Annotated in this window: 13 protein-coding genes; 5 read left to right on the top strand and 8 right to left on the bottom strand. The window is 65.8% G+C overall.

Features of this window, described 5'->3' with window-relative positions; translation table 11 throughout:
• Positions 1 to 65 precede the first annotated feature (65 nt).
• A complete protein-coding gene (locus M1D32_RS14365) occupies positions 66 to 1,508 on the top strand; it encodes an MFS transporter (protein ID WP_458779315.1) in 1,443 nt (480 codons plus the stop codon).
• 25 nt (positions 1,509 to 1,533) lie between these two features.
• Positions 1,534 to 2,535: a nucleoside hydrolase gene (locus M1D32_RS14360; RefSeq protein ID WP_458779314.1), complete on the top strand. Its 1,002-nt coding sequence runs from the start codon at positions 1,534 to 1,536 to the stop codon at positions 2,533 to 2,535.
• A 141-nt stretch (positions 2,536 to 2,676) separates the two neighbouring features.
• Here the strand turns inward: M1D32_RS14360 and M1D32_RS14355 are convergent, their stop codons facing one another.
• The 3 genes from M1D32_RS14355 to M1D32_RS14345 form a co-directional block, all read right to left on the bottom strand.
• A complete protein-coding gene (locus tag M1D32_RS14355) occupies positions 2,677 to 3,588 on the bottom strand; it encodes a hypothetical protein (RefSeq protein ID WP_458779313.1) in 912 nt (303 codons plus the stop codon).
• A 98-nt stretch (positions 3,589 to 3,686) separates the two neighbouring features.
• The gene (locus M1D32_RS14350; RefSeq protein WP_458779312.1) at positions 3,687 to 4,469 is read right to left on the bottom strand and encodes a GntR family transcriptional regulator; all 783 of its coding nucleotides are present in this window, start codon (positions 4,467 to 4,469) and stop codon (positions 3,687 to 3,689) included.
• A gap of 123 nt (positions 4,470 to 4,592) precedes the next feature.
• Positions 4,593 to 5,174: a hypothetical protein gene (locus M1D32_RS14345; RefSeq protein ID WP_458779311.1), complete on the bottom strand. Its 582-nt coding sequence runs from the start codon at positions 5,172 to 5,174 to the stop codon at positions 4,593 to 4,595.
• Positions 5,175 to 5,392: 218 nt separating this feature from the next.
• Here M1D32_RS14345 and M1D32_RS14340 point away from each other — a divergent pair, with 218 nt between their 5' ends.
• Positions 5,393 to 5,539, top strand: coding sequence for a hypothetical protein (locus M1D32_RS14340; protein ID WP_458779310.1), 147 nt, complete (start codon positions 5,393 to 5,395; stop codon positions 5,537 to 5,539).
• Between the two features lie 15 nt (positions 5,540 to 5,554).
• Here M1D32_RS14340 and M1D32_RS14335 read toward each other — a convergent pair whose 3' ends face one another.
• The gene (locus M1D32_RS14335) at positions 5,555 to 6,130 is read right to left on the bottom strand and encodes an HNH endonuclease (protein ID WP_458779309.1); all 576 of its coding nucleotides are present in this window, start codon (positions 6,128 to 6,130) and stop codon (positions 5,555 to 5,557) included.
• A 391-nt stretch (positions 6,131 to 6,521) separates the two neighbouring features.
• Between M1D32_RS14335 and M1D32_RS14330 the strand changes: the two genes are divergently transcribed.
• Positions 6,522 to 6,737 (top strand): hypothetical protein, encoded by a 216-nt coding sequence (locus M1D32_RS14330; RefSeq protein ID WP_458779308.1) that lies wholly within the window; start codon positions 6,522 to 6,524, stop codon positions 6,735 to 6,737.
• A gap of 210 nt (positions 6,738 to 6,947) precedes the next feature.
• On the opposite strand, the gene M1D32_RS14325 is transcribed toward M1D32_RS14330, so the two are convergent.
• Both M1D32_RS14325 and M1D32_RS14320 read right to left on the bottom strand, forming a co-directional pair.
• On the bottom strand, positions 6,948 to 8,261 hold the full coding sequence (locus M1D32_RS14325; RefSeq protein ID WP_458779307.1) for a polysaccharide deacetylase family protein: 1,314 nt from the start codon (positions 8,259 to 8,261) through the stop codon (positions 6,948 to 6,950).
• Positions 8,262 to 8,666: 405 nt separating this feature from the next.
• A complete protein-coding gene (locus M1D32_RS14320) occupies positions 8,667 to 9,152 on the bottom strand; it encodes a DUF2127 domain-containing protein (RefSeq protein WP_458779306.1) in 486 nt (161 codons plus the stop codon).
• A gap of 147 nt (positions 9,153 to 9,299) precedes the next feature.
• Between M1D32_RS14320 and M1D32_RS14315 the strand changes: the two genes are divergently transcribed.
• Complete coding sequence (locus M1D32_RS14315) at positions 9,300 to 11,516, top strand: catalase (RefSeq protein WP_458779305.1); 2,217 nt, start codon at positions 9,300 to 9,302, stop codon at positions 11,514 to 11,516.
• An 84-nt stretch (positions 11,517 to 11,600) separates the two neighbouring features.
• Here the strand turns inward: M1D32_RS14315 and M1D32_RS14310 are convergent, their stop codons facing one another.
• Together M1D32_RS14310 and pdxA are read right to left on the bottom strand one after the other, a co-directional pair.
• Complete coding sequence (locus M1D32_RS14310; protein WP_458779304.1) at positions 11,601 to 12,374, bottom strand: DeoR/GlpR family DNA-binding transcription regulator; 774 nt, start codon at positions 12,372 to 12,374, stop codon at positions 11,601 to 11,603.
• A gap of 70 nt (positions 12,375 to 12,444) precedes the next feature.
• The gene (gene pdxA / locus M1D32_RS14305; RefSeq protein WP_458779303.1) at positions 12,445 to 14,841 is read right to left on the bottom strand and encodes a 4-hydroxythreonine-4-phosphate dehydrogenase PdxA; all 2,397 of its coding nucleotides are present in this window, start codon (positions 14,839 to 14,841) and stop codon (positions 12,445 to 12,447) included.
• Positions 14,842 to 14,862 lie beyond the last annotated feature (21 nt).

Raw genomic sequence — 14,862 nt, 5'->3', positions numbered from 1 at the left:
TACATGGTTGTATAACAACTCACATCCCAAGCGCAGGACCCGCCTGCAGAACAAAGGAGTTTGATGTGAACACCCCAACCCCGGCGGCCGCCACGCCTTCCGCGGAAGCCGCCTCCGCCGTCGTACTTCCCGACGACCAAGCCAAATTTGCCGGCCGCCGCGCCGCCCTGCTGATCTCCACCCTGCTGCTGGGCGTGCTGTCCTTCCAGCTCAACGCCAGCATGGTCACCCCTGCACTGCCGCAGATCGCCGCCGAGTTCGGCCAGGGTGCGGACAGCGCCGCCCCCGTCCAGTCCATGTTCTTCCTGGCCGGCGCCATCGCCGGGCCCGTGATCGGCCGGTGGAGCGACTTCATCGGCCGCCGCGCCGCCCTTCTCCTGGTCCTCGGGATCATGGGCGCCGGCACCATCCTCTGCATCGCGGCCCCCACCCTGCCGCTGCTGGTCACCGGCCGGTTCCTGCAGGGCGTCTCCAGCGCCGTCTTCGCCCTCGCCTACATCGTGCTCAGCGAAAACCTGCACGCCAAGGTCTTCGGCACCTCCGTGGGCATCATCGCCGCCATCAACGGGGGAGTGGGCGGCGTGGACGGCTACGTGGGAGGGCTCATGGCCGAAACCCTCGGCTTCCGGTCCATCTTCGTCGTCGTGCTCGTCCTCACCGCCATCGCCGCCGCATGCATCATCAAAATCGTCCCCGCCGGCCGGCCGCAGGGCGTGCTCGGCGCCATGGACTGGTGGGGCGCCAGCTCCCTCTCGCTGTTCCTGGTGTTCACCACCTACTTCGTCTCCGGCGGCTCGGCCGCCGGCTGGACCGCACCCGGCACCCTGGCCCTGCTGGCCGGCACCATCGCGTCCTTCGCCGCCTTCTGGATGATCGAAAAACGCCGCAGCCACCCGCTGATAGCCGTCCACCACCTGCGCTCCCGCCAGGTCTGGCCGGTCATCGCCACCACCGTCCTCACCCTGGCCGGCATCTTCGCCATCATCAACTTCACCGTGGTGCTGCTCAGCCAGGACCCCGACGGCGGCTTCGGGCTCACCGCCTCCATCTCGGCGCTGCTGTTCCTCACCCCCGCCGCACTCATCGGCGTGTTCGCCGCACCACTGGCCGGCTGGCTGGCCGACCGCCGCGGCTGGATCAAGACCCTCCGGTTCGGCACCGGGCTCAGCCTGGCCTGCGCCATCGCCGCCGCCACCTTCTCGGACAACCAGATTGCGGTGCTGATCGCCGTCGCGGCCCTGGGCATCTTCTACAACGGCTTCTTCCTCACCGCCATCAACGGGCTCTCGGTGCTCCTCTCACCCAAGGAAGCCCCGGCTGCCCTGCCCGGCATCAACGGTGCCTCCTTCGGCATCGGGGCGAGCCTCGGCGTCGTCCTCGTGGCACCGTTCGCCGCCCAGGTCACCGCCGCCGGGTACGCCACCGCCCTCTGGATCTCGGTGGCCATCACCGCCGCCGCGTTCATCGTCAGCCTCTTCGTCGCCGCCCCCAAGGGCGAGACCGTCTAACCCCTTTTACCGTAGGAGAACCACCATGACCACGCCCTCCCCGTTCTACCTGGACTGCGACACCGGCATCGACGACGCCCTCGCCCTGGCCTACCTGCTGGCCTCGCCCTTTGCTTCCGTGGAGGGGATCGGGACCGTCAGCGGTAACGTTAGTGCCGCCGCCGGCGCCCGCAACACCCTGGACCTGCTGGCGCTTGCCGGCTCCGATGATGTTCCGGTGGCCCTTGGGGCGCACCACCCCCTTGCCGGTTCCTTCGGCGGCGGGGCGCCATGGGTGCACGGGGAGAACGGGATCGGTGGGGTTTCGCTTCCGACGGCGCCTGCTTCCGTTGTGGAGGAGTCCGCGGCGGAGATGCTGGTGCGGCTGGCCCGTACGTACCCGGGCACGTTGAAGGTGCTGGCAATCGGCCCGCTCACCAACATCGCCGAGGCGCTCCGGCTGGAACCTTCCCTGCCGTCTTTGGTGCAGTCGGTGACCCTGATGGGCGGGGCGGCCCTCGCGCCGGGGAACATCACCCCGGTGGCCGAGGCCAACATCTTCAACGACCCCGAGGCCGCCGCCCTGGTGCTGGCCGCCGACTGGGATGTGACCCTGGTGCCGCTGGACGTGACCATGACGTCCGTCCTGGAGGAGAGGCACCGGCAGTCGCTGCTGGCGTCTTCGTCGCCGGTGGCGCGGGCGCTGGGCGAGATGCTGGGCTACTACTTCCGGTTCTACGAGGACATCTACGGCCGGCCCTGCTCCGCCATGCACGACCCTTTGGCTGCGGCGCTCGCGGTCGGTGCTGTGAAGGCCGCCGTGGCGCCGGTGGTGCGTGCCGCCGTCGACATCTCTGACGGGCCGGGCCGCGGGCAGACCATCTGCGACCTCCGCGGGCTGTATGCGGGCTACCCTCCGGTGAACGGGGCGCGGTGCCGCGTGGTGCTCTCGCTCGAGGAGGACTTCGTCCCGCACCTGGTGGAGACGCTGCTTGGCCTCGAGCAGCGCACGACGGCGGCGCTCGCCTCAGCAGGGTCGGCCGCCTGACGACCCGCCCACCCACTAAGATTTTTTGTCCAGCTACGCAGGGTTCCGGACGGTTCAAGTCGGCATAGCTGGACAAAAACCCGGGGCACAGCCCGTCTCGGTTGGCTGAGCCCTTCTCGGCGGCTCCTTCTCGATCTGCGGTTACGAGTCGGGCGCGAGCAGCCCTGCTACAACAAGCAGACTCAGCAGAAGAGCAATGATGCCGATCGCCGCTACAACCCAAATCCAACCCGATCGTCCCTTCGGCGCCCGCCAGATCGCAATCACCGCCGCCAGGAGCAGCCCGATGGCCACCGGAATAAACGCCAGTTGGCGCGGCTGAGTATTGAGGGGCAGCAGCCGGTCAGCTCCGTACAATGCCAAAACGAGGGCCGGAATTCCCAACCCGAGCGATACCACCGCGGCAAGGGTATTGAACGCCGATTGGCCGTCTGCCTCCCTCGAGTTTGAGACGCTGGCGGCTGCAGCCATGAGATTCCTGGCCGAACCCGCCTCGGCGTCCAACTGCTTGCGCATTTCCATGCACTGCCGGACGCCAGCGTCGTGAAGCCGCATCCAAGGGCGGGTGGCAGAGGTGGCGGGCTCGGCCGCATTGATGATGGAAGGATCCTGCAGGCGCCGATAGGAATGGTACGCGCTGGAATCCGAAAGGTGGAGCCACAGGCCTTCGCGTACCGCTTCCCGGGCTTCGTCCGCGGCCCGTCCGCAGATAATGCTCAGTTCGAGCAGGGACGCGACAATCGGCGTGCTACTCGACGTCGGAAGGCCGTTGCTGCTGAATTGGGCTAAGCGATGTTCCAGGTCGTAGCGGATTTCCCTCACGCTGTGAACGGCGACAAGGCTGTGGCCGACTACAACGACACGCCGTCCTTTTCGTCCCGCCACGTGAAGAAGTGGCACAACGCGCAGGATGCAGGGCCCGTCATTTGCACCGCGCAGACCTGCCCGGGCGAAGGCCACCATATCTGCATGGACAAGGACATGGGGCCCGAGCCGCGTCGTGACGGTTGCAGAAGGGGTTGACGCTACATCAGGGGCGGAGGAAGCCGGCATGGCCCCATCCTAATGACGCCAGCCACGAAACCGGCGCAATGACGTAGCGACCCAAACTGCAACAGGTCTCTATCAAGACTGGAGTTTTTGGGCGGACTCTAGGATTGCAGCGACTGCATCACCGAGAGGTGCCCCGCCCTGGCGGCGATCAGGCATTTGGCCAGGTAGAAGGGCTGGTTGCCGTAGCGAACGTACTGGGTGAGGACCAGCACGGGATCGGACGGGCGCAGGTCCAGCAGCTTGGCGCGGCTGGGGCCCACCTGGCTGAGGCTGATCTGGCACTCGCCGGGGCCGGGCAGCCGGCCCAGCTGGGTGTTGAGCGCGGCAAGCAAGGTGGCACCGCCGTCGTCCTTTATGTCAAGGGGCGCCGCGGCGTTCTTGGCGAGGCTGACAGGCTGGGCCGAGATGTTTTCCTGCAGGTGGGCGATGGCCTCGCCGTCGCGGATCAGGACCGATTCCCAGAGCCAGCAGTCGGTGCCAGGTTCGACGCCGACGCCGGGAGCGGCGAACTCGGACGCGGGCTGTCGTACCACCTGGATGCGCTTGACCTCGAGCTGCTGCCCGGGGCTGCCGAGGACTTCCTCAAAGGGGCGGATGCGTTCGATGCCGATGCGGGGGAGCGTGTCCGAGACGAAGCGCCCGACGCCGCGCCGCGCCCTGATGAGCCCGTCCTCCTCGAGCAGCATGAGGGCTTCACGGACCACCGTGCGGCTGACTTTCATGTCGGCACCGAGTTCGGTTTCGGTGGGGATCATGGAGCCGGGCGTGAGGAAGCCGTTGCGAATGGCCTCGGCAATCCGGGAGTACACCGCGACGCGGAGGGGTGAGCCGGCCTGGGTGGCCACCGGCTGGGACAGGAACCGGGCGGCGTCCTGGTGCACGTTATGCCTCGCTCGTTGTCGTTGGTCCGGGGATTTCCAGCCTACTTCAACGTCCGACGAGTTTGTTGGACAAGCGGCCCGTTTACCCTGCCCCGACGCTGGGAACCGCTGTCGCCAAGTACCTTAGTCCCGTCTTCCGCCCAGCACGTCCACGTGTACATGGTCGAGGTGACGGAGGATCTCGTTGCCGGGTTCGGGTGCGTCGTAGTCTCCCCATCGTCCACGCGAGCTGTGGGCGCTCCAGAACCGGTCGTCGAAGATGACGTACTGGATGTCCAGGTTTTCGGCGTGAGCAACGAGCCAGTGCGCGAGTATCCACCCCTTTCGCCGGTTCTCCTCGGTGACGGGGCGGAAGAAGATGTCGATCGCCCGGCCATCGTAGTGCGTCGAGTTAGCTCCATGCCCCTGATCCACGCCTCCCGGGGCGAACCCGCCTAGGCTTTGCTCGCCGAACACCTCTGTCATGGCCCCGCGCAACTGCTCGGCGCGCGGTGTCAGACCGGTGGCACTCGCCTGCTGTTCCTGGAGATCACTGGCCGCGGACCCGCGGCAGGCCAGAACAGGGCCGGCGTCTCCGGGCGGCCCGTCGGCCAACCGCTGTAAGACCGCCGCGTCGATGCCGGTGGTATCCGGAGCTGCCATCCCGCGGGAGAGGAGCGCCACCGCTGTGGTGGCCCGTTTCGCTTGGTCACGATCGAGTCCCACCTCGCCCTCCGAGGTTTCGACCACGCACTCCGGGCGTAACACCAGCGAGCCATCTGCAGTGCGCAATCCATTAAGTAAGCCGGGACCGAGGAATGCCAGCACGGACGCGAGCGCTCCGAGCAGGACAAGACCCAAGAACAGCCGGCGGGCGCGGTGCTGGCCCCGACGTCCTTGGTCGTGGCTCATCGTGACGTGCCCTTCGGTTGCTGGATGCTGGCTTGTTCATTATTTCAAACCAGCGCGCAGCTAAAGGGTCCCGGGGACCGGACGCGGGAGGCCCCGCCATGGACGAGATCGGCAAGGTTGACCCATGGGAAGACCTGTGGTTCTACACGAACCCCATCTTCGTGGAGGTCAGCGACTAGGCAGTCGTGAGCCTGTCAGGGCAACGGCTGCCGTTCGCCGACGCTGACGGAGGACGACGGCGGAAGGTAGTTCCGCCGTCGTCGTTCCATCCGCTGCTGCTGGCCGGGCGAGGGGATGTTGGCACGCTTGGCGCGGTTGCACCGGGCGCAGGCTGCGACGAAGTTTTGCAGGCTGGTGGAGCCGCCCTTGGACCACGGGTAGAAGTGGTCGCCGTGCTCGGCGGGGCGGGAGCAGCGCCGCCCGAAACCGGCCTCCAACTCACACCGTCCGCCGGCCCGGGCCATCCCTTCGCGGCGCTGCTGCCGGGTGAAACGCCGCACCGGGTCCCGCCGCCGGACATCCTGCGCAGTGATGACGGCGGCGACGATGAACATCACGATGACGGCCAGTCCGGGGAGCGTGACCGCGGCGGCGACGCCCTCGACCAGGCCGCGCAATACCTCCGCGGGGGAGGACGGCCTTGCACCAGCGACAGGTGCTGCCTTGGGCATGAGTGCGGTCATCACCGAGATGGCGAGCCATACCATCACCGCCGAGTACGCCAGGCGAAGGCCCTGACGTGTCCAGTAAATCCGGCTTAGTTCCTGCATCGATTCCCCAAAGTTTTCGTCCGCCGGAAGCGCGGGGCCCCGGATATCCAGGGGAATCGTATCTGCCGGAGGCAGGTTGCCGGCCCAAGTTTTGCTCAGTTTTTGCCGAGCTTTCCGGCTTGGGCACCTCAGTCTGCCGGGCGGGCAAAAATGCGTCTAGCCCACGGCGACAACCTTCCCTATGGCAGTACCCCGGTGACCCGCCAATATCCTTCTGTGGTGTGGGTGGCAGGCATACAGTTTTTAGAAGGGCCTGCGAAGGTCCTTCTAGGGAGGCAGGACCATGACGCGTCTGCGAACCGCCTGGGGGCATCGGCAGCGCCGGTTTACTGGATGGGCTCGTCGTCACCGATCAGTGGTGGGGTTTGGCGGCGCGGCTGCTGCTTCGGGCATGACCACACTATGGCTGGTGGTCGTACCCGAGAAAGCTGATCAAACCGCCGGGCTGCAGGAACTCGCCATCCGTTGGGGGCACCCTTTCTGCTGGGCGTTCCTCGCCGCAGCAGGCATCCTCTTCGCCCTGGACGCCCCCAAGCGGATCATCGACGCCGCCTTCTTCGCCGCGGCCGGCTGCTATGCGGCCTTTTTGGCCGGGATAGTGCTGTAGCGACTAAAATACGGCGGCCTCCAGCCGTGTCTGGGATGCAGGGCTTCTCTTCACGAGCGGTGCAGCCTTAAAAGACGTCATTGGTCGACGATGCCATCGCATACTAACTGCGGCACCTGATGTCTTGCTGCGGGAGAAGCGGCGTCCAGGGGCATCTCGTGTTCCCGCCCCCTTGTAGGCGGAGTGTCCGGGGCGCCCGCCCTGCAGGTTTTAGCGGCTTGGGGTGCATCCGGGGTGTGTGCCCCGACATTTGTAGGTTCCGCCGGGCTGTAGTTCGATTGCGGCAAAGAGTTGGGGCAGGGTCACTGGGTAGTAGCCGTGGCTTTTGAGCTGGGTAATTAGTTCGTCCTGGCCATCGACAGTGGTGGCGTGGACGTCGTGTAGAAGGATGATGGAACCGGGCTTTACCAGGCTCATGATCCGTGGAATGAAGATGTCTTTGTTCCGGGACTGCCAGTCCTGTGAGTCGATGTCCCAGCTGACCTGCGGCAGTCCCACCAGGGCGGAAACAGTGGCATTGGTTGCCCCGTAGGGAGGGCGGATGAAAGCCGGTGTCACGCCGGCGGCTTGTTCGATTGCGCTTTGGGTTTCCTGTACTTCCCGGACGATGCTGTTTGCTGACAGCTGCGTCAGGTATGGGTGGGTCATCGTGTGGTTGCCGAGGGTGTGGCCGGCGGCGGCGACCGAGGCGGCAATGTGCGGGTTGGAGGTGACGTAACCACCTTGCTGGAAGAACGTAGCCGGCACGTTGTGCTTTTCGAGGATCTCCAGGAGCCTTGTGGTTTCGGCATTCGGGCCGTCATCGTATGTCAGCGCAACACAGGCAACGATGTCACAGTTGACAGGCTTGCTTCCGGCCGGACTGGGTTCCGGAGTCCTGAAAACCGCGCCGGTGATAATGGATTGCCGGATTGCCTCACCGGCTGGTGACAAGACGTCCCATGTGGCTTTCGGGCTGAGAGTCACGGTCACGGAAGTCTCCAGCGCCGAACCGTTCTCAGGGTGCCGGGTAATGATTACGCTGATGTCCCCGGTTTCCGTGAACGAGATTGCGGAGAGCAGTTCAGCATCAGGTATGGGTCCATCGCTCGGTGTGCGGTTGCTCGTTGGCGCGTGGGCCGGAGAGGCTGATGGTGCGGGACTTGGTGCGAGGCTTGGGACGGAGATTTCCACCTCGCGGAGCATCTCGCGCAACGTCCCTGTTTTTTCAGCGCTGATTAGCGTGGCACTGGGTGTCACGAGGCCCGTGTCGAGATCTTCGTAGGTTATCTCTTCAAGGTGCCCCTGCCGGACGCCGCCAGTCACGGCGGTCTGCACGAACCGGGTACCTACGATGTTTCCGGTTGCCAGAATTACCTCGTGGGTAATGGAAGCGTTGGTGTCCTCGCTTTGGATACTTGCAGTTGTATGCGCAGATGGCTCATGGCGGCCACCGGGCCGGGCATCCAACACGCTTAAGAGGCGTTCGTCGAGCTTTGTGTTAAAGGCCGTTGCGCCGTCGATGTACTGCCATGTTGCGGTCATGGGGGAGGTGCCTGAAGTCCGTGTTTTCATCTCGACGACGGGCAGAGCGCCGATGACTATTTTTGCCGGGGCGCTATCGGTGACGTCGTGGACGGGCGATTTAGCGTTGATCGGCCCCGACCCCGGGTTTTCGAAGAATCCCAGGGTATGGGTACATCCGGAGATCACCAGACAGCACACCATCAGCAAGCCAACAAGTGGTAACCGAACGTATCTAGTCCTCATCAGTTTCCCCTAGTAAGAGGCGACGCCGCATGAATGCCGTAATTACGATGCGGCCACGTTAGGCGACGACATCTCAGAACGACCGCAAGCGCGCCGCGAGTCACCAAGAGAGGGGACCCCTAAAAAACGAAGGAAAGGAAAACCGGCAAGGCAGGCCCCAGCACATGTCCGGTTGGTCGGCTAGGGTCGTTGGCGCCGGCGCTGCCTGCCGTATTCGTGCCAGGTCAGGAGTACGACCAGGGCATCAAAGATGGTCAGGGCGGCCAGGCCTGCCGTCGGCGCGACCGCAAACTGGTAAAGCTGGTAGGCAATGAAGGCAAGGAGCACCCCGATCATCCACGGGTAGGCCCAGAGCCTGTTCATCAGCAGAGCTACTACGAGAACCACCTTTACCGCGCCGTGAGCGAGGAGGTATAGCGCCGCGTAGAAGGCGGTGCTACCGGTCAGGGCGTCGGCAGCGTGTAACAGATGAACGGCAAAGAAGTCCTTCGGGTGCGCGGACAGCTCCGGCTGCGCGAGGCGTAAGACAAAGCGGTGAATCCGTGCAGGTTCCAGCAACAGCAGCAACAATCCGCCGGTCAGTTCCGCCAGGCCGTCGACTCCCTTGAGAACAACCGCGATAGCGAAGAACCGGTCCCACCAATCGCGGGGTCTCAGGCGTCCCATGGCTCCCTCACTTCGTCGGCCAAAGACTAGGCAGATTTGTGGTGCTGGGCAACCTTTCCTAGGCTGGCAGAGCATGCTAAGCACGCTTAGTATTTTCGGTCATTGCCCGAGGACTGCCAGTTTTGCCCATCCTGAGGAGAAAAATTCGTGCCAGAAGAGAGCAACATCCAGATCCCCGGAGTCCCCGCAAGCGAGCCTGCCAGCCTGGAAGAACCGACAAACCCACGCGAGCCGCTGCCCCCAAAGCCGGACCAGCGAGGACCTGAGGCGGTCTCTCCCACGGGAAGCCCAACTGGGGCACCGGCCACGGCGCGGGCTCAGTCCGGTCAGTACCTGACCACTGCCCAGGGGCTTCGCCTTCGGGATACGGACCACTCCCTGAAAGCTGGTTCGCGCGGGCCTATTCTGTTGCAGGACCACCACCTGCGGGAAAAGATCACGCACTTTGACCACGAGCGCATTCCCGAGCGCGTAGTCCACGCCCGTGGCGCAGGAGCCCATGGCGTGTTCCGCTCCTACGGGACTGCAGCCAATATCACCCGCGCAGGCTTCCTGGCCAAGGACGTGGAGACTCCCGTCTTCGTGCGCTTTTCCACCGTGCTGGGTTCCCGCGGCTCTGCCGATACAGTCCGTGATACCCGGGGGTTCTCCACCAAGTTCTACACCGACGAGGGCACGTACGATCTGGTGGGCAACAACATCCCGGTCTTTTTCGTCCAGGACGGCATCAAGTTCCCGGACATCGTGCACGCGGCCAAGCCGCACCCGGACCGGGAAATTCCCCAGGCGCAGAGCGCCCATGACACGTTCTGGGACTTCGTTTCCCTGCACACCGAGGCCCAGGCGCACACAATGTGGAACATGTCCGACCGGGGCATCCCGCGTTCCTACCGGACCATGGAAGGCTTCGGCGTGCACACCTTCCGGTTCATCAACGCGGAAGGCCAAACCACCTTGGTGAAGTTCCACTGGAAGCCAAAGCAGGGCGTCCACTCGTTGGTGTGGGAAGAAGCGCAGATCATCAACGGCATGGATCCGGACTTCCACCGCCGGGACCTCGCCGACGCCATCGAAGCAGGCGCCTACCCCGAGTGGGAGCTCGGCGTCCAGACGTTCCCGGACACCGAGGACCAGATGTTCGAGGGCATTGACCTGCTCGATCCCACCAAGTTCGTTCCGGAAGAACTCGCTCCGGTCCAGCCCATTGGCGTCATGACCCTGAACGCGAACCCCACCAACTTCTTCGCTGAAACTGAACAGGTGGCGTTCCACCCCGGCCACCTCGTCCCAGGAATCGACGTCACCAACGATCCTCTGCTCCAGGTACGCCTCTTCTCCTACCTTGATACCCAGATCTCCCGGCTGGGCGGACCCAACTTCGGCCAGATCCCCATCAACCGCCCGCAGGCCCCGGTCAACGACATGCTGCGGGACGGCATGCACCAGCAGGCGGTCCATGGGGGAGTGGCTCCCTACCAGCCGAACTCGCTCGACGGCGGCTGCCCGTTCCTCGCCGGACAGGATCTTGGCGCCTTTATCGACGTGCCGGGGGAAGTGGCTGCTTCTATCAAGGAGCGGAAGAACCCGGCATCCTTCGATGACCACTACAGCCAGGTGGGCCTCTTCTTCCGCAGCCTGAGCCCGGTGGAGCAGGATCACGTGATCCAGGCCTACACCTTCGAGCTGGGCAAGTGCTACGAAAAGTCCATCCGCGAACGGCAGCTGGCAGCCCTGGCCAACGTGGACGCGGGCCTGTGCGCCGCCGTGGCCCAAGGCCTGGGCCTTCCGGCGCCGCAAGCGACTGAGCAGGTCCCGGAGTCCGACCCCAGCCCTGCCTTGTCACAGGTAGGCAGGACCTGGCCGGTTGCCGGCCGGATTGTCGGGATCCTGGCCGATGAGAACAGCGACCTTGCTGCCATAAACGCAGCACGGAAGGCCTTGGACGCCGAGGGCATCGTCCCCCTGGTCATCGCCCCGGCGGGCGGATACCTGGGGACAGAAAGCGACGGTGGCGTTCCTGTGCAGCGGACCTACCTCACCGCCCGCTCCACCGAGTTTGACGCCGTCATCGTTGCTGCTGCTGCCGCTCCGGCTCCCGACGCCGCACCTGGGCTCGACGCCAAAGCCGGTGCCCCCGGGGATGCATTGGACCCACGGGCCGTATTGCTGCTGACTGAAGCATTCCGCCATGCCAAGGCCATTGCCTCCCTGGGCGCCGACTCCGCGGTCTTGACGGCGGCGGGCCTGCCCCTTGATGCTCCGGGCATCGTCTCGGGCAAGGAGCCTGAATCCTTGGTCCAGGAATTGACCGGGCTGTTGGCAGCACACCGGGTGTGGGAGCGGTTCCCGGCAGCCTCGGCCTAGAGGCTACCTGCACAGTCGCCGATGGGAAGGGGTGAAACCCTTCCCATCGGCGCAGCTGGCGCGGTGTTCCGGTCAGTCAGGGGCTCACCCGCCGACTTGCGCCACCTCAACCGCAACCCCCGCGTCCCGGAACTTCTGCACCTGCCCGGGGTCGGCGCCGTCGTCCGTCACCAAAGTCCAGGGGAGAGCCAACCTTGCCCAGGCGTGGAAGGGCCGCAACCCCAGTTTGGACGAGTCGGCCAGCACGTACACGTCCCGGCCGCGCCGGGCCATGAGCTCCTTGAGGCGGGTCTGGGCGTGGTCCGCTTCGCAGATGCCGTCCTCGGCGGTGACGGCGTCGGCGCCCAGGAACACCCGGTCAAAGCTCATCCGCTCCAGCGCGGCCTCGGCCAGCGGCCCCACAAAGCTCTGCGACAGACTCCGCAGCCGCCCGCCCAGGCAGTCCACCTCGATGCCCTCCGAATCGGCGAGCTCCTGCATGGTGTTGATGCCCGGCGTGGTCACGGACAGCTTCTCGAACCCGCGCAATTCATGCGCCAGCGCACCCACGGTGGAGCCGGCGTCGAGCAGGATGTTCTCCCCGGGGACGATCACGGACGCGGCCCAGCGGGCGATGGAGTGCTTCTGCTCGAACGCCTCTCCGGTGCGCTGCCGCAGCGACGCTTCCGGGTGCGCGCCCAGCGCCATGGCGCCGCCGTAGGTGCGGGCCAGCCGGCCCTGCCCGTTCAGCAGCGCCAGGTCGCGGCGGATGGTGGACGCGGTCACCTCGAACCGGGCGGAGAGTTCCTCCACGGAGGCGAGGCCGGTGGTTACGGCAAGGTGGTAGATCTCCTCGCGCCGCGCGTTTGCGCTGAGCATTCCCGGTCTCCTTCCCGTGGCAGTGCTAACCATGCTAGTTCCGGCCCCCGCCCAGTCCCCGCAGCAACGCCTACACGGCCACGGCAGGCCGGGTGGCCATCTCCGCCGCCTGGTGCAGTGCCTCCACCATGGACCGCGAATCGGCGATCGCCTTGCCGGCGATGTCGAACGCGGTGCCGTGGTCCACGGAGGTGCGGATCACCGGCAGGCCCACCGTGATGTTCACGCCGGCCTCGATGCCCAGCACCTTCACCGGGCCGTGCCCCTGGTCGTGGTACATGGCCACCACCAGGTCGTAATCGCCCCGGCCGGCCAGGAAGAACAGGGTGTCCGCCGGCAGCGGGCCCACCGCGTTGATCCCGGCAGCCTGCGCGGCCTTCACGCCCGGCTCGATCTTCTCCGCTTCCTCGCCCTGCCCGAACAGGCCGTTCTCGCCGGCGTGGGGATTGATGGCGCACACACCGATCTTGGGGTTGGGGATGCCCGCACGGACCAGCGCCTCGTGGCCGCGGCGGATGGTGCGCTCCACCAGGTCCGGGTTGATCTTGCGGATCGCATCCATCAGCCCGATGTGCGTGGTCACGTGGATCACCCGGATCTTGGGCGTGGAGAGCATCATGGACACTTCCTCCGTGCCGGTCAGGTGTGCCAGCAGCTCGGTGTGCCCGGGGAAGATGTGACCGGCCGAGTGCAGCGCCTCCTTGTTCAGCGGCGCGGTGCAGATGGCCTGCACCTTGCCGGCCATCGCCAGCTCGCTGGCCACCCGAATGTACTCGTACGCGGCGTGCCCGGCCACGGGGGAGAGCTGCCCCCACGCCAGGTCCTCCGGCAGCAGCGCCAGGTCGATCACGTTCACCCGGCCCGGCGTAAACACCGCGTCCTCCACGTTCTCGATGCTCTGGATGTCCGCCTCGATCCCCAGGACGTCCGCGGCCTGGCGCAGTCGCAGCGCATCGCCGATCACCACCGGCCGGCACTCGGCGTTGCTCTGCGGATCCAGCACGGCGGCCACCACCACCTCCGGCCCCACCCCGGCGCCGTCGCCCATGGTCACGGCCACGTAGGGGAGGGCGGTCTGCTCGGTCTTGCTTGCTTCGGTTGTCATGTCTGCTCCAAATCGTTCGGAAGTCTTGCGGGGAAGGGTGTTGGCGGGAATCTGCGCGGACCGGCCGCGACGCTCCCGGATTTCGTCGTAAAGCTGTAAGAGGGCGAGGTCATCGCCGAAGCTGCCGGGCTTGGTGCCCACCAGCGTCCCGTCTTCGGCGCGGCCGAGCACCGCGCCGTGCTGCACGGCCGCGAGCGGCACCAGGCTGTGGTGGCCGACGGCGTCCAGGACTTCCCGGGCCGTCTCACCGCCGGTGAGGATCAGGTCTGCTTCCAGTCCTTCTGCTGCCTTGGCTGCGAAGGTGGAGAGGGCCTGCACGATGCTGGCGGCGCGTGCCGGGTCCACTTTTCCTGCGGCCAGGGTGACGGCCAGGTTGGTGCCGGCGGCCAAAGCCACCCGTGCTTCCTGCAGCTGCGGTCCGTACGCACCAGTGGCGCCGGCGTACTGCGGATGAAGCCTGATGACTTCGAAGCCGCGGCCCTCCAGTGCGGCCAGCTGCGCCTGGGCAGTTCCAGACGCGGAGCCGACGACGGCGAGCACCGGTACGGCGCTTCCCTGCCGTTTCTCGCTGGCTGCTTCAGCTTGTGCCTTAACTTGCGCATTTCGCGCAACTTGTGCAGCCAGGCGCTGCGCTGCAATTCGTCCGGCCAGGACGTCCGCCGTACCGCCCGTGCCGACGAGCACGATGCGGCGGTTGCCGGACTGGAAGTCCAACTCGAGCAGGGCGTCCACAACCTGCTCCAGGTCCTGGACGGTTTCGCCGTCCGCCACCACCAGGGTGGGCTGGTCGGAGTCCAGTAGCGCGGACAGTTTTGCGGCGAGCGAGCCCGAGCGGATCTCTTCGAGATCCAGTGTCCGTACGGAGGACGGATCCTCCGGGCGGAGGAGCGACGGAATGTCAGCCGGTGGGGCCGACTGTTCGGCCTGCCACAGGTCCGTCTCCGCCAGGGGAGTGTTTGCCACCAGAGGTCGGCCGTCCACGACAGAACGCTGCAACTGGGGGAGTGCGCCCGCAACAACGGCGTGGAAACCAAGGCCTGTCAGTGCGGCAACTTCCGCGCGCACGTTCCCGCGCCATAGCGAGTCGATCTTCTTGAACACCACCTGCCTACCCGCAACTTGAGGGCCGGAGAAGGCTTCCTTGGCCAAAGCCTTGGCATCGGATTCGGAAAGTCCCCGTGAATGCGTATCGGCAACCACCACGTCGGTGACGGGCCCTACGAAGGAGGCATCGCCGTCGTGCCTTGCTGAAGCACTGCCCGTTCCGAGCAGGACCTGCGCGGAGAGCCCATGCTGCACAAAGCAGTAGCCAACCTCGGCGGCGCCGGAGAAATCGTCGGCCTGCACAAATACGGAAGCCACGTTGCTCCTCTCGTCCGTAGT

The organism is Arthrobacter sp. D3-16, from assembly GCF_054408515.1.
This window is presented reverse-complemented; position numbering and strand designations above follow the sequence as displayed.